General features: G+C 72.2%; 21 protein-coding genes. 13 read left to right on the top strand and 8 right to left on the bottom strand.

The features are described from left to right. Positions 1 to 84: 84 nt before the first annotated feature. From ACWDLG_RS22400 to ACWDLG_RS22375, 6 genes are read left to right on the top strand one after another with little or no spacing between them, the layout of a single operon-like run. Positions 85 to 1920: an ABC transporter substrate-binding protein gene (locus ACWDLG_RS22400; RefSeq protein ID WP_449922663.1), complete on the top strand. Its 1836-nt coding sequence runs from the start codon at positions 85 to 87 to the stop codon at positions 1918 to 1920. Continuing rightward, positions 1913 to 2920 (top strand): ABC transporter permease, encoded by a 1008-nt coding sequence (locus tag ACWDLG_RS22395; protein ID WP_449922661.1) that lies wholly within the window; start codon positions 1913 to 1915, stop codon positions 2918 to 2920. The genes ACWDLG_RS22400 and ACWDLG_RS22395 overlap by 8 nt, the downstream gene beginning before the upstream one ends. Next, positions 2917 to 3735, top strand: coding sequence for an ABC transporter permease (locus ACWDLG_RS22390; RefSeq protein ID WP_354913357.1), 819 nt, complete (start codon positions 2917 to 2919; stop codon positions 3733 to 3735). Before ACWDLG_RS22395 ends, ACWDLG_RS22390 begins: the two co-directional genes overlap by 4 nt. Beyond that, positions 3728 to 4693 (top strand): ABC transporter ATP-binding protein, encoded by a 966-nt coding sequence (locus ACWDLG_RS22385; protein ID WP_449922659.1) that lies wholly within the window; start codon positions 3728 to 3730, stop codon positions 4691 to 4693. Before ACWDLG_RS22390 ends, ACWDLG_RS22385 begins: the two co-directional genes overlap by 8 nt. Next, positions 4690 to 5583, top strand: coding sequence for an ABC transporter ATP-binding protein (locus ACWDLG_RS22380; protein ID WP_449922657.1), 894 nt, complete (start codon positions 4690 to 4692; stop codon positions 5581 to 5583). The genes ACWDLG_RS22385 and ACWDLG_RS22380 overlap by 4 nt, the downstream gene beginning before the upstream one ends. Further along, entirely contained in the window at positions 5580 to 6542 is a 963-nt protein-coding gene (locus ACWDLG_RS22375) for a S66 peptidase family protein (RefSeq protein ID WP_449922655.1), read from the top strand. Before ACWDLG_RS22380 ends, ACWDLG_RS22375 begins: the two co-directional genes overlap by 4 nt. A 19-nt stretch (positions 6543 to 6561) precedes the next feature. Here ACWDLG_RS22375 and ACWDLG_RS22370 read toward each other — a convergent pair whose 3' ends face one another. Next, positions 6562 to 7533: an adenylate/guanylate cyclase domain-containing protein gene (locus tag ACWDLG_RS22370; RefSeq protein WP_449922653.1), complete on the bottom strand. Its 972-nt coding sequence runs from the start codon at positions 7531 to 7533 to the stop codon at positions 6562 to 6564. Positions 7534 to 7577: 44 nt separating this feature from the next. On the opposite strand from ACWDLG_RS22370, the gene ACWDLG_RS22365 reads away from it, so the two are divergent. Together ACWDLG_RS22365 and ACWDLG_RS22360 are read left to right on the top strand one after the other, a co-directional pair. Further along, a complete protein-coding gene (locus ACWDLG_RS22365; protein ID WP_449922651.1) occupies positions 7578 to 8264 on the top strand; it encodes a sugar phosphate isomerase/epimerase family protein in 687 nt (228 codons plus the stop codon). Continuing rightward, positions 8261 to 9337 carry a Gfo/Idh/MocA family protein gene (locus tag ACWDLG_RS22360; protein ID WP_449922649.1) on the top strand — a complete coding sequence of 359 codons (1077 nt, stop codon included), beginning with the start codon at positions 8261 to 8263 and terminating at the stop codon, positions 9335 to 9337. Before ACWDLG_RS22365 ends, ACWDLG_RS22360 begins: the two co-directional genes overlap by 4 nt. Positions 9338 to 9377: 40 nt before the next feature. Here the strand turns inward: ACWDLG_RS22360 and ACWDLG_RS22355 are convergent, their stop codons facing one another. Further along, a complete protein-coding gene (locus ACWDLG_RS22355; RefSeq protein ID WP_449922647.1) occupies positions 9378 to 10352 on the bottom strand; it encodes an aldo/keto reductase in 975 nt (324 codons plus the stop codon). A 62-nt stretch (positions 10353 to 10414) separates the two neighbouring features. Between ACWDLG_RS22355 and ACWDLG_RS22350 the strand changes: the two genes are divergently transcribed. Both ACWDLG_RS22350 and ACWDLG_RS22345 read left to right on the top strand, forming a co-directional pair. Next, complete coding sequence (locus ACWDLG_RS22350) at positions 10415 to 11320, top strand: LysR family transcriptional regulator (protein WP_449922646.1); 906 nt, start codon at positions 10415 to 10417, stop codon at positions 11318 to 11320. Between the two features lie 89 nt (positions 11321 to 11409). Continuing rightward, complete coding sequence (locus tag ACWDLG_RS22345) at positions 11410 to 12384, top strand: acetylxylan esterase (protein WP_449922644.1); 975 nt, start codon at positions 11410 to 11412, stop codon at positions 12382 to 12384. Positions 12385 to 12403: 19 nt separating this feature from the next. On the opposite strand, the gene ACWDLG_RS22340 is transcribed toward ACWDLG_RS22345, so the two are convergent. After that, positions 12404 to 13021: a bifunctional 4-hydroxy-2-oxoglutarate aldolase/2-dehydro-3-deoxy-phosphogluconate aldolase gene (locus ACWDLG_RS22340; protein ID WP_449922642.1), complete on the bottom strand. Its 618-nt coding sequence runs from the start codon at positions 13019 to 13021 to the stop codon at positions 12404 to 12406. A gap of 85 nt (positions 13022 to 13106) precedes the next feature. On the opposite strand from ACWDLG_RS22340, the gene ACWDLG_RS22335 reads away from it, so the two are divergent. Next, the gene (locus ACWDLG_RS22335; protein WP_449922640.1) at positions 13107 to 14051 is read left to right on the top strand and encodes a sugar kinase; all 945 of its coding nucleotides are present in this window, start codon (positions 13107 to 13109) and stop codon (positions 14049 to 14051) included. A 7-nt stretch (positions 14052 to 14058) separates the two neighbouring features. Here ACWDLG_RS22335 and ACWDLG_RS22330 read toward each other — a convergent pair whose 3' ends face one another. The 5 genes from ACWDLG_RS22330 to ACWDLG_RS22310 all read right to left on the bottom strand — a co-directional run bounded on the left by ACWDLG_RS22330 (position 14059) and on the right by ACWDLG_RS22310 (position 18517). After that, positions 14059 to 14349, bottom strand: coding sequence for a HesB/IscA family protein (locus tag ACWDLG_RS22330; protein ID WP_354913333.1), 291 nt, complete (start codon positions 14347 to 14349; stop codon positions 14059 to 14061). A gap of 93 nt (positions 14350 to 14442) precedes the next feature. After that, on the bottom strand, positions 14443 to 15492 hold the full coding sequence (locus ACWDLG_RS22325) for an LLM class flavin-dependent oxidoreductase (protein ID WP_449922638.1): 1050 nt from the start codon (positions 15490 to 15492) through the stop codon (positions 14443 to 14445). A gap of 84 nt (positions 15493 to 15576) precedes the next feature. After that, the gene (locus ACWDLG_RS22320; RefSeq protein ID WP_449922636.1) at positions 15577 to 15831 is read right to left on the bottom strand and encodes a hypothetical protein; all 255 of its coding nucleotides are present in this window, start codon (positions 15829 to 15831) and stop codon (positions 15577 to 15579) included. After that, positions 15828 to 17336 (bottom strand): FAD-binding oxidoreductase, encoded by a 1509-nt coding sequence (locus tag ACWDLG_RS22315; RefSeq protein ID WP_449922634.1) that lies wholly within the window; start codon positions 17334 to 17336, stop codon positions 15828 to 15830. The genes ACWDLG_RS22320 and ACWDLG_RS22315 overlap by 4 nt, the downstream gene beginning before the upstream one ends. Then, complete coding sequence (locus ACWDLG_RS22310) at positions 17336 to 18517, bottom strand: (Fe-S)-binding protein (protein ID WP_449922632.1); 1182 nt, start codon at positions 18515 to 18517, stop codon at positions 17336 to 17338. The genes ACWDLG_RS22315 and ACWDLG_RS22310 overlap by 1 nt, the downstream gene beginning before the upstream one ends. A gap of 74 nt (positions 18518 to 18591) precedes the next feature. Here ACWDLG_RS22310 and ACWDLG_RS22305 point away from each other — a divergent pair, with 74 nt between their 5' ends. Further along, positions 18592 to 19347 carry a FadR/GntR family transcriptional regulator gene (locus tag ACWDLG_RS22305; protein WP_449922630.1) on the top strand — a complete coding sequence of 252 codons (756 nt, stop codon included), beginning with the start codon at positions 18592 to 18594 and terminating at the stop codon, positions 19345 to 19347. After that, positions 19344 to 20045, top strand: coding sequence for a PDC sensor domain-containing protein (locus ACWDLG_RS22300; protein WP_354913319.1), 702 nt, complete (start codon positions 19344 to 19346; stop codon positions 20043 to 20045). The genes ACWDLG_RS22305 and ACWDLG_RS22300 overlap by 4 nt, the downstream gene beginning before the upstream one ends. Positions 20046 to 20064: the final 19 nt, after the last annotated feature.

The raw sequence follows: 20064 nt of genomic DNA, 5'->3' as shown, positions 1-20064 counted from the left end.
GCTCACAAGCGTTCACGATCGTTGGGGTGATGCTCGCGGGTCGCCAGCATTCCTACATCCCCACCCCCCGAGGAGCACACCCCGATGTGGATTGGAAAAGCGCTGCTCGCCTGCGCGCTGCTGACCACCGCGGCCGTCCCCGCCGCGACCGCCTCCGCCGCCACCGCGCCCGCCGCCACCGCGCCCGCCCGGGAGACGACGCTGCGGGTGAAGATGTCGGGATCGGGCGTCGACACGCTCAACCCCTTCCTCGCCTTCTTCAACGGCGCGCTCGACATCTTCGGCACGATCTACCCCTCGCTCAACTCCCTCGACGAGAACGGCAAGCCCGGACCCTACCTGGCGACCTCGTGGACCCAGGGCCCCGACCAGCTGACCTGGACCTTCAAGCTGCGGGAAGGGCTGAAGTGGAGCGACGGGCGGCCGATCACCGCCGAGGACGCCGCCTGGACCCTCGAGCTGATCAGGACCGACACGGTGGCGGGCACCGCCAACGGCTCGCTGGTCAGCAACTTCGAGAAGGTGACCGCGCCCGATCCCACCACGCTGGTGATCAAGACCAAGAAGCCGCAGGCGAACGTCATGTACGTCAGCATCCCGATCAGCGGGATCCCCATCGTGCCCAAGCACGTCTGGGAGCCGCAGGTGAAGGGGCTGAAGGACTACAAGAACGACGCCTTCCCCGTCGTCGGCTACGGGCCGTGGACGCTCACCGACTACAAGCCCGAGCAGTACGCCAAGTTCGACGCCAACAAGGACTTCGTGCTCGGCGCGCCCGGCTTCGACCACATGGTCCAGCAGAGCTTCAAGGAGTCGGACGCGGCCGTGGCTGCGCTGCGCAGCGGCCAGCTCGACTACATCAACGGCGTCAACCCGACCCAGTTCACCGCGCTGAAGGGCGACCCGTCGCTGCTGGCCGTCCAGGAGGTGGGCAACGGCTGGACGGGCATCGAGCTGAACCCCGGCGCCAAGACCCGCAGCGGCAAGCCCATCGGGACGGGCCACCCCGCGCTGCGCGAGCAGGTGGTGCGTGACGCGATCGCGCTGGCCATCGACAAGCCGACGCTGGTCACCAAGGTCATCAACGGCCTCGGCCAGCTCGGACACGGCTACCTGCCGCCCGCCTGGCCGCAGTGGAGCTGGAAGCCCACCGCCGAGGAGGAGCAGCGCTTCGACCCCGCCAAGGCCAACCAGCTGCTCGACTCCGCCGGCTACGCCAAGGGCGCCGACGGCGTCCGGGTCGACCCGAAGAGCGGCAAGCCGCTGGCCTTCAGGCTCGGCACCCACTCCGACGACTCCGCCGACGCGGCCATCTCCACCTACCTCGTCGGCTGGCTGCAGGCGATCGGCATCAAGCTGACCATCCAGCCGCTCAGCATGAGCGCGCTCAACAGCGACCTGGCCAAGGGCGACTGGGACATCCTGATGGACGGCTGGACCACCGGGCCCGACCCCACCTACCTGCTGGGCATCCAGACCTGCGCCGTCCTGCCGAAGGACGACGGCACCGGCGGCAACACCGAGGCCTACTACTGCGACAAGGACTACGACGCCCTGTTCGAGCGGCAGCTCACCAGCGCCGACCCCGCCGAGAGGGCCGGGATCGTCGCGGAGATGCAGCGCATGCTGTACCGGGCGAACGTCGACCAGATCCTCTACTACGCCAACACCCTCGACGTGGCCCGCACCGACACCGTGCGGGGCATCGTCACCGGCACGCCGAACGCCGAGGGGCTCCACCCGGCGCAGACCGCCTTCTGGAGCTACCTCAAGGCCAGCCCGCCTGCCGTGGCCAAGGCGCCGGCCGCCGGCGGTGGCGGCGGCTCAGGGGTGTGGCTGGGGCTGGGCGCGCTGGTGATCGTCGCCGTCGGCGGCGTGCTGGTGGTCCGCCGCAGGAAGACGGCGGGCGACCGTGAGTAGCCTCGCGTCACGCGGCGGGGCGGCCTCCGGTACGGCGGTGCGCGGCCTCGGCCGCCACCTCGCCGAGAAGCTCGCCGCCGCCGTGGTCAGCTTCTTCGTCACGCTCGTCATCGGCTTCGTCATCTTCAGCCTCATGCCGGCCGACCCGGTCAGGACCCTCACCCGGGGCCGTCCCACGAGCGAGGCCCAGCTGGCCCAGCTGCGCCTGCAGCTCGGCCTCGACGATCCGCTGTGGCGGCGCTTCCTGTCCTTCGTCGGCGACACCCTGCGCGGCGAGCTGGGCTACTCCTGGCAGTTCCAGCAGCAGGTCTCCACCCTGGTCGCCGATCGGCTCGGCCCCACGCTGCTGCTCATGGGGACCTCGGCGGTCATCTCGGTCGCGCTCGGGCTGTGGCTGGGCATGCGCAGCGGCTGGCGGCAGGGCAGCGTGTTCGACAGGATCACCTCGGGCGCCTCGCTCACCCTCTGGTCGGTGCCGACGTTCTGGCTCGGCATGATCCTGCTGGTGGCCTTCAGCATCCCGGGGCTGTTGCCCGCGGGTGGGATGAGCGACCCGTCGCTGCCCGGGACCGACGTGCTCGACGTGGCCCGTCACCTGGTGCTGCCCTGCCTCACCATGGTCCTGGTGATCTTCGCGCAGTACGTGACGATCATGCGGTCCTCGATCATCGACGAGCGGGGCGCGGCCTACCTGCTCACCGCCCGCGCCAAGGGCCTCACCGACGGGGGCGTGCGCCGCAGGCACGCCGCGCCCAACGCCCTGCTGCCCTCGGTCACCATGATCTTCATGCACCTCGGCACGCTGGTCAGCGGCGCGATCACCGTCGAGGCCGTCTACTCGTGGCCGGGACTCGGCTACCTCACCTACCAGGCACTCAAGATCCCCGACCTGCCCCTTCTCCAGGGCACGTTCATCATCTTCAGCGCGAGCGTGATCATCATGAACCTGCTGGCCGACCTCGCCTACCGCTTCCTCGACCCGAGGGTGCGTGCCCAATGAGGTCGCTGTTCTGGGGCGTGGGCGTGCTGGCCGCCTTCGCGCTGCTGGCCCTCACCGCCCCCCTCTACATCGGCGACGCCGACCTCAACGTCGTCAAGGTCACCGGACCGCAGCTGTCGCCGCCCGTGGGCGGCTACCCGCTGGGCACCGACCAGGCCGGACGCTCGGTGCTGCTCCTGGTCATCTGGGGCGCGCGGGAGTCGCTGGCCATCGGGCTGATCGCCACCGCGCTCACCGTGCTGCTCGGCAGCGCCGTCGGCCTGCTGGCCGGGCACTACCAGGGCATGATCGGCAAGGCGCTCATGCACGTCACCGACTGGTTCATCGCGCTGCCCAGCCTCCCGCTGGCCATCTCGCTGTCGGCGGTGCTCGGCCAGGGCGCGGCCTCCATCACCATCGCCATCGCCGTCACCTCGTGGACGGCCACCGCCCGCCTGGTCCGTGCCCAGACGCTCGCCGTGGAGGCCAGGCCGTTCATCGAGCGGGCCAGGGTCCTCGGCGCCGGCAACGCCCAGGTGATGCTGCGTCACGTGCTGCCCAACGTCCTGCCGCTGATCCTGGTCTCCAGCACGCTGACCGTCGCGTCGGCGATCCTGTCGGAGGCGACGCTGACCTTCCTCGGCCTGGGCGACCCGACCAGCGTGACCTGGGGCTCCATGCTGCAGGCCGCGTTCGCCGGCGGGGCGGTCACCGCGGGAGCGTGGTGGTACCTGCTGCCGCCCGGCGTCGCGATCCTCATCGTCGTGCTCGGCTTCACGCTCACCGGGCGGGCCGTCGAGCACCTGCTCGACCCCAGGAGGTCCGCTCATGCTTGAGGTGCGCGACCTCACCGTCAGCTACGGCACCCGTGACGGCGCCGCCCAGGCCGTGCGCGGCGTGAGCTTCACGCTCGAGCGCGGCCAGACGCTCGGCGTCGCGGGCGAGTCGGGGTGCGGCAAGTCGACGATGGCGCTCAGCCTGCTGCGGCTGCTGCCCGCCACCGCCCGCGTCACCGGCCAGGTGCTGTTCGAAGGGGAGGACCTGCTCACCGCGCGGTGGGACAGGCTGCGGGCCGTCCGCTGGAACGCCGTCTCGGTGGTCTTCCAGGGCGCGATGAGCGCGCTCAACCCGGTCCGCACGGTCGGCGACCAGATCTGCGAGCCGATCCTGCTGCACGACAGGGTGGGCGTGAAGGCCGCGCGCGGGCGGACCGCCGAACTGCTGGAGGCGGTGGGCGTGCCCGCGCGGAGGGCGGGCGACTACCCGCACGAGTTCTCCGGCGGGCAGCGGCAGCGCATCATGATCGCGATGGCGCTGGCCTGCCGCCCCGACCTGATCGTCGCCGACGAGCCGACGACCGCGCTCGACGTGATGGTGCAGGCGCAGATCCTGCGGCTGCTCGGCGACCTGGTCCGCGAGTCGGGCATCGGGGTCATCATGATCAGCCACGATCTGGCGGTCTTGGCGCAGATGTGCGAGCGCCTCGCGGTCATGTACGCGGGCCGGATCGTCGAGACGGGCCCGGCCAAGGAGCTGATCGCCGACCCCCGCCACCCCTACACCAGAGCGCTGGCCAGGGCCTTCCCCACCATCGGCGACCCGGCCTCGAGGCTGGCGCCCGAGGGACTGCCGGGCGACCCGCCGCGGATCGCCGACCTCGGCGACGGCTGCGCGTTCGCGCCCCGGTGCGAGTCGGTGGGGCCCGCGTGCCGTACCGGGGCGATGGAGTTGTGGCCGAGCGGCGAGGGTCGCGCGGCGGCCTGCGTGCACGTGCTGGAGGGAGGGGCGTCATGACGCCGGTGCTGGAGGCGCGCGGGCTGGAGATCGCCTACGGGCGGGCCCGCGCGGTCGACGGGGTCGACATCGAGGTACGGCAGGGCGAGATCGTCGCGCTCGTCGGCGAGTCGGGCTGCGGCAAGTCCAGCCTGGCCCGCGCGCTCGTCGGCCTGGTCAGGCCCACGCGCGGCGAGGTCCGCTACCGGGGCGCGCCCCTGGACTACCGGCGGCTGAAGGAGTACCGCCGCCACGTCCAGCTCATCCTGCAGGACCCGGGCGGCGCGCTGAACCCCCGGCAGACCGTCAGGGCGGCCGTCGCCGAGGGCCCCCGCCTGCACGGGCTGAAGGACGACCGGGTGACCTCTGCGCTGGCCAGGGCGGGGCTGCGGCCACCCGAGGACTACCTCGGGCGCTACCCGCACGAGCTGTCCGGCGGGCAGCAGCAGCGCGTCGTCATCGCGGGCGCGCTGGCCCTCGAACCCTCGGTGATCGTCGCCGACGAGCCCGTCGCCTCGCTCGACGCCTCGGTCAGGGGCGAGATTCTCAAGCTCATCCTCGGCCTCAGGGACGAGCTCGGGATGTCGGCCCTGGTCGTCACCCACGACCTCGGGCTGGCCTGGAACATCGCCGACAGGGTCGCGGTGATGTACCTCGGCCGGATCGTCGAGTCGGGCACCGTCGAGGAGGTGCTGATCAGGCCCCGCCACCCCTACACCAGGGCCATGCTCGCCGCCGCGTCGGGCACGGCGACGCCGCTGCAGGGCGAACCGCCCGACCCCGCCCGCATCCCCGCGGGGTGCCGCTTCCATCCCCGCTGTCCCAGCCGTACCGACGAGTGCGGCACGATCGACCCGCCCGTGCTCGCGGGAGTCGCCTGCCATCTCACGCCTTTGGAGGAGATTTCGTGATCCGTCCACCCGCTCTGCGTCCCGGCGACCGCGTGGCGGTGATCGCCGCCAGCGGCCCGCCCAACCAGGCCAACCTCGACAGAGGTCTGCGCGCCATGGAGACGGTGGGGCTCAAGCCCGAGGTCTTCAGCGCCGTGCGCATGGGCGGCACCGAGTACGACTACCTGGCCGGCGACGACGTCACCCGGGCGCGCGAGCTGACCGCCGCGCTCTCCGACCCCTCCTTCGCGGCCGTCTTCTGCGCCTGCGGCGGGTACGGCATGCAGCGCACGCTCGAACTGGTCGACTGGTCGCGCGTCCCCGCCGACCGGCCGAAGGTCGTGGTCGGCTACTCCGACGTCACCGCCCTGCTGGAGGCGCTGGCCGCCAAGCTCGGCTGGGTCTCCCTGTTCGGCCCCATGGTCGCCTGCGACGGCTTCTACGAGGGACCGGGACAGTACGACTTCGACCAGCTGATGAAGCTGCTGTTCACCCCCGAGCAGGTGCGCGAGCTGACCTTCCCCGACTTCAGGACCGTCGTGCCCGGCGTCGCCGAGGGCCGCACGCTCGGCGGCACCGCGACCCTGCTGGCCGCCTCCCTCGGCACCGACACCAGCCTGCCCGCCCGCGACGCCATCCTCTTCCTCGAGGACGTCGACGAGGAGCTGTTCCGGCTCGACCGCTACATCACCCAGCTGCGCCGCGCCACCTACAGCGACGGGGTGGCGGGCATCCTGCTGGGCACCTTCACCGACTGCGGCGAGCCGCGCGACGTCGAGCGCATGCTGGTCGAACGGCTCGGCGACCTCGGGGTGCCCGTCATGGCGGGCGCCGACATCGGCCACGGCATCGCCATGCAGACCTACCCGATCGGCGTGCGGGCCCGCCTCGACACCGAGCGCGGCACGTTGACCTTCCTGGAGCCCGTGCTCACCCCGCCCGCCGTCCACGACGAGGCCGGCGGAGCCGAGCCGGCCTGAGAGCGCTCCGCGGGGCGCCTCAGTCGCGGGGCGCCCTGCGGACCACGGACGGCAGCAGCTCGCCCAGCCCCTTGGCGGTCATCGGCTCGGCGGGCACCAGGGCGAAGCCCGGGGAGGCGGACAGGTCCTCGGCGAGCGCCGGGTCGGCCAGCACGCCACCGGCGGGCGCCAGCGACGTCAACCTGCTGGCCAGGTTGACGGTCGTGCCGAACACGTCGCCCATCCTGCTGATCACCGGGCCGATCGCCAGGCCCACCCGCAGGTCGGGCATGGCCCGGTCGGGGGCGTGCACCTCCAGCAGCCGCAGCGCGATCTCGGCGGCCACCCGGGCCAGATCGGCCACGAACAGCACCGAGTCGCCCAGCGTCTTGACCACCCTGCCGCCCGAGGAGGTGACGACGTCGGCCGACCGGCCCTCGAACCGCTCCACCAGCCCCGCCAGCTCCTTCTCCGCGATCTGGCGGCTGAGCCTGGTGAATCCGACCATGTCGGCGAAGCCGACGGCCAGCCGTACGGTGCCGACCTCCTGGTCCACGATGCGGCCCGCGGCCGAGGCGAGCTGGCGGCGCCAGGTGTAGACCAGCAGCTGTTCCAGGGAGGGCACCACGCGGTCGGCGCGCGCCCGCCAGGCCTCCGGGCGCTTGGCCAGCGGCACGCCCGCCAGGTCGAGCGTCTCGGCGCCCAGCTCGGCCTGGGACTCGGCCAGGCTCGCCGTCGCCCTGCCGAGCGCCCTGGTCACCAGGAGCATGTGCTCCTCGTCGTAGCAGCCGTCGCTGACCAGGGCGACCAGCGTCTTCAGCGCCTCGACGTCGGCCTCGGTGAAGACGACCGCGTCGTCGGCGACGTTCGGGAATCCCAGCGCGCGCCAGTAGCGCCGCGCGCGGTAGACCGGCACCCCGGCCATCGCGGCGACCTGACGGCTGGTGTAGCGCCTGGGCTGGCGAAGGAAGGCCTCCGACAGCAGGTCGATCTGGGACTCGTCGACCGTCATGGGGACATTGCACCACACACCTGGCGTAGTTAGCGTTCAACACCATGAGGTCTTATGCCGTCCAGCTCTACACCCTCCGAGACCATCTGGCCGCCGACCCCACCGCCACCCTTTCCAGACTCGCCTCCCTCGGCTACGAGGCGGTCGAGCCGTTCACCCTCACCCCCGTCGAAGGCTTCGAGATCCACTCCGCGCACGCCCCGCTGCTGGGCCCCGGCAGGGAGGAGTACCTGAAGATCGCCGGCACGCTCATCGTGCCCATGGTGGACCCGGCGGAGTTCACCACCGCGGAGGGGATCAGCAGGACCGCCGACGCACTGAACGCCGCGGCCGCCTGGGGGACGGAACGCGGGGTGCGCGTGGGCTACCACAACCACCACTGGGAGCTGGCCTCGCACGTCGGCGGGCGGCACGCCCTCGAGGCGCTGGCCGACCTGCTGGACCCCGGAGTGATCCTGGAAGTGGACGTCTACTGGGCCGCGGTCGGCGGCGCCGACGTCCCCGAACTGCTCGGCAGGCTGGGGGAGCGGGTGCGGTTCCTGCACGTCAAGGACGGCCCGGCCAACCTGAAGGACCCGATGACCGCCGTGGGCGCGGGCACGCTGCCCATCCCCGACATCCTCGCCGCCGCGCCGCAGGCCATGCGGGTGGTCGAGCTCGACCGGTGCGCCACCGACATCTTCGAGGCGCTGGCCGACTCCCTCGCCTACCTGCGCGAGGTGGACCGGTGACCGGTGTCGCGATCGTGGGGTGCGGCAACATCAGCAGGCGCTACCTCGACAACTTCGCCGCCATGCCCGAGCTGCGCGTGGTCGCCTGCGCGGACCTGGACGCGGACCGGGCCAGAGCCGCCGCCGAGAAGTACGGCGTGCCCGTCGCGGGAGAGGTGTCGCAGGTCCTCGACCACCCCGACGTCGAGATCGTCGTCAACCTGACCGTGCCCGCCGCGCACGCCGAGGTCGCCATGGCGGCCGTCGCCGCCGGACGGCACGTCTACAACGAGAAACCCCTCACGCTCGACCCCGCCACCGGCCGCGAGCTGCTGGCCGCCGCCGAGCGGGCCGGGGTCAGGGTGGGCTGCGCGCCCGACACCTTCCTCGGCGCGGGACTGCAGACCGTCGCCCGCGCCCTGGCGGACGGCGCCATCGGCAGGCCGCTGTCGGCGATCACGATCCTGCAGGGCCCCGGCCCCGAACGCTGGCATCCCAGCCCCGAGTTCTTCTTCAAACCCGGCGCCGGACCGCTGTTCGACATGGGCCCCTACTACCTGACGGCCCTGGCCGTGCTGTTCGGCCCCGTCACGAAGGTGGCGGCCAACGGCAGCAGGGCGCACGCCCGGCGCACGGTCGGCTCAGGCCCGCTGGCCGGCTCCGTCTTCGACGTCGAGGTGCTCACCCACGTCAGCGCGCTGCTGGAGTTCGCCGGCGGGCAGCGCGCCACGACCGTCTTCTCCTTCGACTCGCCGCTGGCCCGCGGCGACTTCCTCGAACTCACCGGCACCGAGGCCACGCTCGCCGCGCCCGACCCGAACAACTTCACCGGCCCGGTACGGCTGCGCCGTACCGGAGCGCCCGATTGGACCGACTTACCGGTGGAGGGCACCACCCTGGGACGCGGCATCGGCGTGCTCGAGATGGCCCGCGCCATCGCGGCGGGACGGCCGCACCGGGCCTCCGGCGAGCTGGCGGCGCACGTGGTGGAGGTGATGGCGGCGATACTCCAGTCGGCGGAGGAGGGACGCTTCGTCCCCGTCACCTCCACGTTCGTCCCTCCCGAGGTGTGGGAGGACCACCCGGCCGGCTGACCCCGGCTGGTGAGGCGGTCGCGCCACGTGCTGCCGCGCCCTACAGCAGCGTGGCGCCGACCGCCTGGAAGCCGGCCAGCGCGCGGTCCAGCCGGGCCAGCGTGTCGGGGTGCAGGATGATGCCGGCCGTCTCCAGGTTCTCGGTGATGTGCGCGGGCGTCCTGCTGCCGGGGATCGGGACGACGTGCTCGTCCTGGTGCAGCAGCCAGGCCAGCGCGAGCTGGGCCGGGGTGATGCCGAGCTCGACGGCCAGCGTCCTGATCGGCGCGAACCTGTCGTTGTTCGTGGCCAGGTTGGCCGGGTCGAAGCGCGGCGCGTTGTGCCGGAAGTCGCCCTCCTCGAGCTTGGTGACGCCTCCCGTGAGGAAGCCGGAGCCCAGGGGGCTCCAGGCCACCATGCCGACGCCCAGCTCCCGTGCCGTCGCCAGCAGGTCCGGCTCGATCGGGCGCCACATCGACCACTCGACCTGCACCGCCGTGATCGGCAGCACGGCGTGCGCCGCGCGCAGCTGCCCGGCGGTCACGTTGGACAGGCCCGCGTGCCGTACCAGACCGGCCCGCACCAGGTCGGCGACCGCGCCCATGGTGTCCTCGACGGGCACGCCGGGGTCGGGGTAGTGCAGGTAGTACAGGTCGATCACGTCCGTGTCCAGGTTGCGCAGGCTGCGCTCGGCGTACCCTCGCACCAGCGAGGGGTCGGCGTTGCCGCGCAGCTCGCCGAAGGCGTAGCCCACGGGGATCGAACGGGTCTCCACCCCGGGCGGGACGGCCAGCCCGAACTTGGTCGCCACCACGACCTCGTCCCGCCTGCCCTTGACGGCCCTGCCGACGAGGCGCTCGTTGTGCCCGTCGGGCCCGTAGGCGTCGCTGGTGTCGATGTGGGTGCCGCCGTGATCCATGGCGTGCCGCAGCGCGGTCAGCGCCGAGTCGTCGTCGATCTGCCCGTAGATGCCGGGCGAAAGGACCATCGCCCCGAAGCCGATCGGCGGGACGGTGAGCGTGCCAAGAGTTCTCATGTCTCCGAGCATCCGCCCCCGGGTCCGGGCCGGTCCAAGACATGCCGGTATAACCGATGGTTATGGACATCCATCTGCGGGAGCTGCGGTACTTCGTCGCCGCCGCCGAGGACCTGCACGTGACACGGGCGGCCGAGCGGCTCTTCGTCTCCCAGCCCGCGCTGTCCAAGCAGCTCAGGGCGCTCGAGCGGCAGATCGGCTGCACGCTGTTCGACCGGGTGCCGGGCGGCCTGGCGCTCACCCGCCAGGGGGCGGCGCTGCTGCCCGTCGCCCGCGACCTGCTCGCCCGGTGGGACGAGGGTCTCGACCTGGTACGGCAGGCCGCCCCCACGGGAACGCTCGTCGTCGGCCTGCAGACCGCCGTCGGCAGGGGCATCCAGGCCGAGGCGCTGCGCCGCTTCAGGGAACGCATGCCGGGCTGGACGGTGTCGCTGCGCGTGGTCGGGTGGGAGGACCCGAGCGCGGGACTGGCCGACGGCACCTCGGACGTGGCCTTCCTGTGGTTGCCCGCGCCCGAGGGGATCGCGACCTTCGTGCTGTCGACCGAGCGGCGCTTCGTCACCCTGCCGGAGGCGCACCCGCTGGCCGGCCGGGAGGAGATCGCCTTCGCCGACCTCAGGGACGAGCCGTTCGTCGCGCTGCCCGCGGCGGCGGGGCCGATGAGGGAGTTCTGGCTCGGCAGGCCCGACGCGGTCGTCGGCGCGGAGGCGAGCTCGGCCGACGAGGTCTTCGAGGCGGTGCTGGCCGGGCTGGGCCTGGTCCTGCTGGCGGAGGGCAACGCCCAGCTGTACAAGCGTCCTGGGCTGGTCAGCCGGCCGGTCGGCGGGCTGTCGCCGGCCCGCCTGGCCATCGGGTGGCGGGCGGGCGACCACCGCCCCGCGGTGACCGCCTTCCTGGAGGCGCTGGCCGCCGTGGTCGGCCCGGACGGCCCGCACGGCCCGGAGGACCCGCACGGCGCGGACGGCTGATCATGGCGCAGGGCGGGAGTCCGGATAGCGCTTTCAGTGACGGGTGAGGTGGAATGTCAGGAGTTGACCTCTGACCTTCGGGAGACCCTGTGCCCCTGTTCGACCTCCCCCTCGACCGGTTGCGCGAGTACCGCCCGGAGCGTGACGAGCCCGCCGACTTCGACGCGTTCTGGAGCGACACTCTCGCCGAGGCCGCCGAGCACGATCTGGCTCCCTCGTTCACGCCCTACGACATCCCGCTGACCGCCGTGGACGTCTACGACACCTCCTTCGCCGGCTGGGGCGGCCACCGGATCAACGCGTGGCTGATCGTGCCGCGCGGGGCCGAGGGCCCCCTGCCCTGCATGGTGCAGTACATCGGCTACTCGGGCGGCAGGGGCTTCCCCCACGACCACCTCACCTGGCCGGCCGCGGGCCTGGCCGTCCTGGTGGTCGACACCCGCGGGCAGGGCGCGCACAGCCCCACCAGCCCCGGCGCCACCGCCGACCCGCACGGCGGCCGGTCGCCGCAGGCGCCCGGCATGATGACCAGAGGCATCCTCGACCCCGCCGACTACTACTACCGACGGGTGTTCACCGACGCCGTGCGGGCGGTGGACGTGGCCGCGGGACACCCGGCCGTCGACGCGGGCAGGATCGTGGTGTCGGGCGCCAGCCAGGGCGGCGGCATCGCCCAGGCGGTCGCCGCGCTGCGTCCCACGGTGCGGGGGGCGCTGATCGACGTCCCGTTCCTCACCCACTTCCGCAGGGCGGTCGAGATCACCGGCCGCGACCCCTACCAGGAGATCGTCCGCTTCCTGGCCACCCAGCGGGCCGACGCCGGCACCGTGTTCCGCACGCTGTCCTACTTCGACGGCCTGAACTTCGCCGCGCGCGGCCAGGTGCCGGCGCTGTACTCGGTGGCGCTGATGGACGACGTCTGCCCGCCCTCGACGGTGTTCGCCGCCTACAACCACTGGCAGGCGGACAAGGAGATCACCGTCTGGCCGTGGAACAACCACGAGGGTGGCGGCGGTTTCCAGCGGGAGGAGCAGCTCAGGTACGTGGCCAAACTCCTGGCCTAGGCATACTCGGCGTGGATCGTCAGCGGGCGGCGCGGAGCGCCGCGAGCAGGCCGTGGACGCGTGAGGGGGCCTCGCGCGGCGCGCCGCGGGTGAGCTCGCCGCCGATGCCGACGGCCACCGCGCCCGCGGCGATCCACTCGGGCGCGGTGGCGGCGCTGATCCCGCCCGTCGGGACGATCGGCGCCTGCGGCAGCGCCTGCAGGATGTCGCGCAGCGCCTGCGGGGAGCTCTGCGTCGCGGGGAACAGCTTGACCAGGTCGGCGCCGGCCTCCAGCGCCCTGACGATCTCGGTCGGCGTCAGGGCTCCGGCGACCACCGGCACGCCGTGGCGGTGGCCCGCGCGGATCACGCCCGCGTCGAGCGTGGGGCAGACCAGGAAGCGGGCGCCCGCCTCGATCGCCATTCCGGCCTGGACCGCGTCGAGCACGGTGCCCGCGCCGACGAGCGCGCCGGTGGCCAGCTCGCGGACGGCGGCCAGCGCGCCGGGCGTCGACAGCGACACCTCGACGGCGGCAAGCCCGGCGGCCGACAGCCGCCTGCCGTACGTGACGGCGGTCTCGGCGGACGGTGCGCGGATGATGCCGATCACGCGGTCGGCCACCAGGCGTTCGGTCAGCCGCCACCGGAAGTCACGCACCGGGAGCCCCCGTCCACAATCATGAGTGATGAGATGATTTCCCGGCACTGGTGGAAAAGCAAACCCGCGAGCGATGGGGGATGTGGTGACGCGTCCTGACGTGGTCGGTGTCGGAGAGGCGATGGTGCTGCTCCAGCCCGCCGAAGGAGAGCGCCTGGCGACCGCCGGGCGGATGGGCGTGCACGTCGGCGGCGCCGAGCTGAACGTGTGCGCGGCCGTCGCCCGGCTCGGCGGCACGGCCTGGTTCGCCTCGCGCGTGGGCGCCGACCCGTTCGGCGAGCGGGTCCTGGCCGTCGCCGCGTCCCTCGGCGTCGGCACCTGCCTGGTCGGCCGCGACGGCACCAGGCCGACCGGCGTGTTCTTCAAGGAGGTGCTGCCGGACGGGGTCAGGCGCGTGCACTACTACCGGTCGGGGTCGGCCGCGGCCGGGATGGACGACAGCGACGCCGCCGCGATCCTCGACGCCCGGCCGAGGGCGATCGTCGTCAGCGGCATCACGATCGCCCTCGGCGAAGGGCCCGAGCGGCTGGTCCGGGCCCTGGCCGAAGGCGCGCGCTCAGCGGGGGCGCTGCTGGTCGTCGACCCCAACCTGCGCCCGGCGCTCGGCCGCCAGGACCGCGTGCTGGCCACGGTACTCGACCTGCTGCCGCGCACCGACCTGCTGGTTCTCGGCCAGGACGAGGCGGAACCGCTGTTCGGCGCCACGGCACCCGCCGACGTGTTCGCCGCCGCCCTGGCGCGCCGCCCCGAGGGCGTCGAGGTCGTGCTGAAGGCCGGCGCGGACGGCGTCTACTATCACGGCGAGGACGGCGCGGCCGGCCACCTGCCGAGCGCCGCGCGGGTGGTGCGCGACCCGGTTGGCGCGGGAGACGCGCTGCTCGGCGGCTACCTGGCCGCCAGGCTCTCCGGCGCCACGCGCGAGCACGCCGCTCGGGTGGGCAGCGTGCTCGCCGGGCGCATCGTGGAGGTGCACGGCGACGTCGAGGGCCTTCCCTCCGCCGCCGAGGCCGCCGCGCTCCTGATGGTGTGATCGCCTCTCACGAGGCGTCCTGCTGACCCGTGACGTGGAAGGCGACCCCGCCCTCCCCGTCGGTGTCGGCGTCCAGTGACTTGTCGTCCAGGACGCTGGCCGCCACCGGGTCGAGGTAGACCCTGGCTCCTTCCTTCTCCACCACCTCATCGGTCGGTTCAGGCGCGTCGGCCATGCTGAGCACCAGGGATCCCTGGTCGTCGCCCTGTGACGAGATGCGGATACCGCTGGCCTCCGCATCCTGCCGGGCGGTCAGATCCTTGATGACCTGGGCTGCGTTTGGCGTCAGAGTGAGCACTACGGCTCCTCCTCGTTCTCGGTTGCAGGGTTTCGGGGTCCTTGCCCCGCCAGCTCCGCGCTACACACCTTCTCCGCTGCCGACGGGCACCGGTCACGCGAAGGCGGGCATGATCCGGTCATGGATCAGCCGCAGCTGCTCCTCGACGGAGGCCACCTCCGGCAGGTCGCGTCCCATGAACTGCTTGACCAGCGTCGCGTCCGTCACCGCGAGGATCATGTGGTTGACCCCCGACGGCTCGATCTCGCGCCTGATCTTCTCCACGCACTCCTCGGGAGTGCCGGCGATCGACAGCCGGTCGCCCAGCTCCGGGCTGGTCAGCTCGATGGCCCTGGCCAGGTCGCCGGCCCCGAGCGCGTCGACGACGGGCTTCATCACGTTCGGGTCGACCCCGTTGCGCTCCAGCTGCTCGGCGGGCATCGACGAGGCGTAGAGGCCGACCATGCTGCGCGCGGCCTCCTTGGCCACCGCGGAGTCGGGTCCCGTGGCGAAGACGACCCAGGCTCCGATGTCCATCGCCGTCCAGTCCTTGCCCGCCTTCTCGGCGCCGGCCCTGAACTCCGACACCAGGTAGTCGTAGGCCTCGCGGGTGTAGCTGAGCGCGTGGTGCACGCCGTCGGACAGCTCTCCCGCGGCGCGGAAGGAGCGGGGGCCGCGCATCGCGCCGAGCTTCACCGGCACGTGCTCCTGCACGGGCCTGGCGAAGGTGAACAGGCCGTTGTAGCGGAAGAACTCGCCCTCGAAGGTGATGGCGCCGTCGTCCAGGAGCGTGCGGACGACGTGCGCGGCCTCCTTCACGCGTGACAGCGGCCTGGTGGTCGCCCAGTCGATGCCGTACTGGGCGAGCAGCCCGAAGTTGCCGCTGGACAGGACCACCTCGGCGCGGCCGTCGCTGAGCTCGTCGAGGGTGGCGGCGGCCTGCGCGATGAGCGAGGGCTCGCGCAGCACCACCGAGGACAGGCTCGGGCCGAACCTGACCCTGCTGGTCTGTTGCGAGGCGGCCGCGAACAGCAGCCAGAGGTCCTTGTGCCAGGTCTCGTCGGCCGCGTAACAGGCGTGGAAGCCCAGCTCGTCGGCGACCTTGATGGCCTCCAGCGACTCCTGGAGCGGGTAGTCGGGCAGCATCACGTAACTGAACTTCATCGCTCCTCCTGGGGAATGGCGTCGCCCGCCGGGGCCACACCGAGTTCCTGCGGTCTGGCCACGGCCAGGTCGGCCAGCCTGCTGTCATCCGTCGAGGTCATCGAGCAGCTCCTGCCCCGAGATCACCTTGTGCGCGAAGTGCCGGTGCATCCAGGCCAGGTGGTCGGCGCGGGAGCGGGCCAGGCGCAGCGTGTCCCAGTTGGGGAAGGTCTGCTGGGTCACGTGCTCGGTCATGAGGGCCGGATCCACCTCGTAGACGTGCTCGAACCTGGTGATCGCCACCTCCGAGGCGCGCTCGGGCGGCGGCGGGGTCATCTCGTCGTGGTAGCGGTAGCTCACGGCTCCTCCAGACCCGGCTCGTAGGCGCGGTCGAGCAGGTACTTGCCCGGGTTCATGATGTTGTGCGGGTCGACGGCGCGCTTGACGGCGAGCATGATCTCGAAGCCGCCGCCCAGCTCCTCCGGCACCAGGTCCACCTCGCCCTCGCGGCAGGAGCCGTGGCACGCGCTGATCGAGCCGCCGTTGGCCAGCGCCACCGCCGCCAGGTCGCGCTTGGCGGCCACCCACGCCGTCCAGGCCGCGTCGTCCAGGCGCTGCTCCCAGATGCCGATGTCGATCTCGGTCAGGTAGTCGGCGCCGGTGGAGCCGTTGGTGTAGGCGAACATGCCCCAGTCGTCGAACACGTCCGACTCCCTGCGCAGCCGGTCGGCGATCTCGTGCCATGCCAGCCGTACGGCCGGCAGCCGGGAGTAGTTGATCGAGGCGTCCTCGCAGTGCCAGCTCATCGGCACCACCTGCCCCGAGCGCGTCCGCCCGTGCAGGGGCGTGGCGTAGCGGTCGTGGCGGGCGGCCCAGTCGCCCTCGGAGATCTCGTCGCCGAGGTAGCGGGCGCCCGACGAGCGGGCGATCCGCAGCAGCCGCCGGCCGCCGGCGCGCACCTCGTCCTCGTAGCCGTACAGGGCCGCGCAGACCAGTGCCTTCACCGACGCCGGCTGCGGGATGTAGGCCTCGTCGTCACGCCGCAGGTAGGCGACCTTCCACTCGTCGAACAGCACCGCGCCCGCGAACGTGGCCACCCCGGCCCGGGCCAGCCGCCCGACCGCCGCGTAGGCGCTGTCGTAGTCCTCGAAGGCCCAGAACGGCGAGAACTCGGCCTCGGGCTTGGGGAACAGCTTCAGTGTCGCCTCGGTGGCGATGCCGAGCGTGCCCTGGTGCCCCATGAACAGGTGCTTGAGCTGGTAGCCGCTCGACGACTTGGTGATCTTCCGGCCGATGCCGTCGCCGACGTGGATGACCTTCCCGGTCGGCAGCACGTGGTCGAAGCTCAGCACCAGGTCGCGGCTGTGGCCGTACCGGGAGCCGATGAGCGACCAGCCGCTGGTGCCGATCCTGCCGCCGACCAGCGAGCACGGGTAGGAGGCGGGGTCGTCGGGAAAGATCAGGTCGTGGCGTGAAAGCACCTCGTTGAGCTTCAGCGCGTTGATGCCCGTGCCAACTGTGCAGGTCCTGTTCTCGAGGTCGATCTCCTTGATCTGGTTGATGCGCTTCACATCCACGACGATGCCTCCGCGCAGCGGCACCGCGCCGTCGGTCAGCCCGGTGCCGCCGTCGCGCGGCACCACCGGGATCCGGTAGGCGTGCGCGAGCCGCAGCACCTCCGCCACCTCCTCGGTGGAGCCCGGCAGGACCACCAGGTCAGGCATCCGCTCCGCCCACCGGTGCACGGGGAAGGGGGCGGGCACGCGCGTGCGGTTGAGCCGGTCGGCCCGGCCCGTCAGCACGTGCTCGGGGCCGAGGACCTGGCGCAGCTCCTCCAGCACCGGGTCGTCCATGGCGATGGTCATCAGGCCACCCCCAGCGATTCGGCCAGCAGTTCGTGCAGGTCGACCACGCCGATGGCGCGGGCGCCGCCCGCCTCGGTGAGCGGCCGCTCGGCCCACGGGCAGGCGGTGACGAGAGTGTCGACACCGAGCTCGGCCGCCTTGTCCATGCGCATCCGGCTGATCCTGGCGGTCAGCTCCGGCTTCTCGACGCCCAGCCCGCCGCCCGCGCCCGAGCAGTACGACCACTGGCTGACCCGGTCCACGTCATGGAAGGTCAGGCCGGGGATGGCGCGCAGGATCTCGCGCGGCTCCTGCCAGATCCCCTTGCGCTTGTTGAGCCGGCACGGGTCGTGGTAGGTCACCGTCCGCTCGACGGGCACGTGCGGCACCAGCCGCCCGTCCCTGAGCATCGCGGCCAGCAGCTCGACCACCAGCACCACCTCGATGTCGAAAGACTCCCCGAAATACCTGGGGTAGTCCTCGGTGAAGGTGATGTAGTCGTGCGGGTCGAGCACCAGCACGCGCCGCACGCCGCTCGCCCGCCAGTCCTCCAGGTTGTGCCTGGCGAAGCGGAGCGCCTGCTCCTCGTAGCCCATCTCGGCGGCGGGCCCGCCGCAGCACCACTGCTCGTTCATCAGCCCGAACGGGTAGCCCGCAAGCTCGAGCATCCGCGCGACCGCCCGGGGCGCCGTCGTCCGGTGGAAGGCGGCCTCGCAGTCGACGAACAGGATCGTCTCCCCGCCCACCGGTAGGTCGAGGCCCTGGGCCCAGTCGCGCACCCGCTCCTGGGACACCCGCGAGGTCACGGGTTCGTGCGTCAGCTCGTCGGTCAGCAGGTTCCACCGCTGCCATCCCGGCTGGTGCACGCCCTCCCGTACGGCGAGGGCGCGCACGGCCTTGACCAGGTCGACGGTCCTGGTGCGGAAACGGTAGAAGTCGCCGGTGAACAGCGAGTTGGGACAGCGCAGCTCGCACGCGCCGCATCCGGTGCAGTTGACGTAGTCGGCCGCGACGTCGGCGACCTCGAGGGAGCCCTGCTCCATCGCCACCACGTTGGCGTGGAAGGCGGTGGGGCTCCACGACTCGTTGCGCGTGACCTGCAGGACCGGGCAGACCTCGCGGCAGAACTTGTGGCCTGAGGAGAAACAGTTGTAGGCGGCGTTGCGCCACTCCTCAGCGAACCTCTTCTCGGGATCAGGCACGGGTCGGCCTCCCTCAGATCGGGTTGCGATTAAAACTATGAGTTCATATTTCAGAATGCAATATGCTGGCTGCCGTGGATCAGCTCCCCGACGCCGCCGTCTTCGCCCCCGTCGACGACGGCTCCGGCAGGGTCGAGGTCGTCGTACGGCGCCTGGCCGAGGCGATCGCGCTCGGCCTCATCGGCGACGGCGACCAACTGCCCGCCGAGCTCGACCTGGCCGCCTCGCTCAACGTCTCCACCGTCACCCTGCGAGCCGCCCTGGCCGCGCTGCGCGAACGCGGGCTCGTCGAGACCAGGCGCGGCAGGGGTGGCGGCACGTTCGTGCGCGGCCCGGCCGACCCCTCCACCGCCAGGCTCAGGACCAGGCTGCGCGAGCTGACCAGCTCCGAGCTGCGCGAGATGGGCGACTACCGGTCCGCCATCGCCGGCGCCGCCGCCCGCCTGGCCGCCATGCGCGCCTCGGCCGACCAGATCGCCCGGCTCCACCACGTCGTCGACCGCCTCGAAGCGGCCGCCACGGTCGGCGAGCGCCGCCGCGCCGACGGCCGCTTCCACATCGAGGTCGCCGCCGCCGCCCAGTCCGTCAGGCTCACCCGCGCCGAGATCGACATCCAGTCCGAGGTGGGCGAGCTGCTCTGGCTCCCGTACGGCGAGGCCGTCGACCGGGAGGAGGTGGTGCGCAGCCACCGGCAGGTCATCGACGCCATCACCGCCCGGCAGCCCGACCGGGCACGAACGTTGACGGAGGAGCACCTCGACAGGGGCACCGAGCGTCTGATGGAGTTCCATTGGCGACTTGTCACCCAGGACCAACGGGAGTGGCGATGAGCGATCCACATGTTGCCCTCGTGGCCGCCAGGGTCCACGCGATCGTCGAGGACGTCTTCCGCGCGCTGGAGGAGATCAGGACCGGCGTCGAGGACAGCTACCGGTCCCGCTTCACCGCCGCCGACCTGGCCGGCGTCCGCCCCCAGATCTTCGGCTGCCTGCGCCGCCTGCACGGCATCGCCGCCGGCGCCGGTGTGATCGTCGCCCCCGGCGTGCTCGCCGACCGCCCGCGCTGGCTCGACTGGTGGCAGACGCCGCCGGAGGACGACCCGATCTTCCTGGACGTCGACCTCGACCCCGAGAGCCTCGACTTCTACGACTACACCGCCGCCGAGTGGTTCGCGGTGCCCCAGCGCACCGGCCGCCGCCACGTCGTCGGGCCCTACGTCGACTACGGCGGCACCGACACCTACATGCTCACCTTCACCACGCCCGCCCGCGCCGGCGACCGCTTCCTCGGCGTGGTCGGCGCCGACGTGCGCGCCGCCAGGTTCGAGGCGCTCCTGCTGGGCGTGCTGGCCGCCTGCCCGACCCCGGTCACCCTGGTCAACGCCGAGGGGCGGGTGGTGGCCGCCAACTCGCCGCGACTGCCCGCCGGATCGCTGCTCATGGCCGAGACGGCCGACAGCGAACGGCTGCCCGGCGCACCGTGGAGCGTCGTTTCCGGCGTCCGGGAAAGGGCAGTTAAGCTGGCCTGACGATCTTGCATGGAGGGCT

Source organism: Nonomuraea sp. NPDC003727, from assembly GCF_053586935.1.
Note: the sequence above shows the minus strand (reverse complement) of the source record. Positions and strands in the feature narration are given on the sequence as shown.

What these genes read in the sequence shown, in the direction of transcription:
- ACWDLG_RS22300 (WP_354913319.1), top strand. Translation starts at nt 19,344, where the DNA reads ATGAGCGATCCACATGTTGCCCTCGTGGCCGCCAGGGTCCACGCGATC.
- ACWDLG_RS22355 (WP_449922647.1), bottom strand. Translation starts at nt 10,352, where the DNA reads ATGAGAACTCTTGGCACGCTCACCGTCCCGCCGATCGGCTTCGGGGCG.
- ACWDLG_RS22385 (WP_449922659.1), top strand. Translation starts at nt 3,728, where the DNA reads ATGCTTGAGGTGCGCGACCTCACCGTCAGCTACGGCACCCGTGACGGC.
- ACWDLG_RS22390 (WP_354913357.1), top strand. Translation starts at nt 2,917, where the DNA reads ATGAGGTCGCTGTTCTGGGGCGTGGGCGTGCTGGCCGCCTTCGCGCTG.
- ACWDLG_RS22365 (WP_449922651.1), top strand. Translation starts at nt 7,578, where the DNA reads ATGAGGTCTTATGCCGTCCAGCTCTACACCCTCCGAGACCATCTGGCC.
- ACWDLG_RS22315 (WP_449922634.1), bottom strand. Translation starts at nt 17,336, where the DNA reads ATGACCATCGCCATGGACGACCCGGTGCTGGAGGAGCTGCGCCAGGTC.
- ACWDLG_RS22400 (WP_449922663.1), top strand. Translation starts at nt 85, where the DNA reads ATGTGGATTGGAAAAGCGCTGCTCGCCTGCGCGCTGCTGACCACCGCG.
- ACWDLG_RS22325 (WP_449922638.1), bottom strand. Translation starts at nt 15,492, where the DNA reads ATGAAGTTCAGTTACGTGATGCTGCCCGACTACCCGCTCCAGGAGTCG.
- ACWDLG_RS22370 (WP_449922653.1), bottom strand. Translation starts at nt 7,533, where the DNA reads ATGACGGTCGACGAGTCCCAGATCGACCTGCTGTCGGAGGCCTTCCTT.
- ACWDLG_RS22350 (WP_449922646.1), top strand. Translation starts at nt 10,415, where the DNA reads ATGGACATCCATCTGCGGGAGCTGCGGTACTTCGTCGCCGCCGCCGAG.
- ACWDLG_RS22380 (WP_449922657.1), top strand. Translation starts at nt 4,690, where the DNA reads ATGACGCCGGTGCTGGAGGCGCGCGGGCTGGAGATCGCCTACGGGCGG.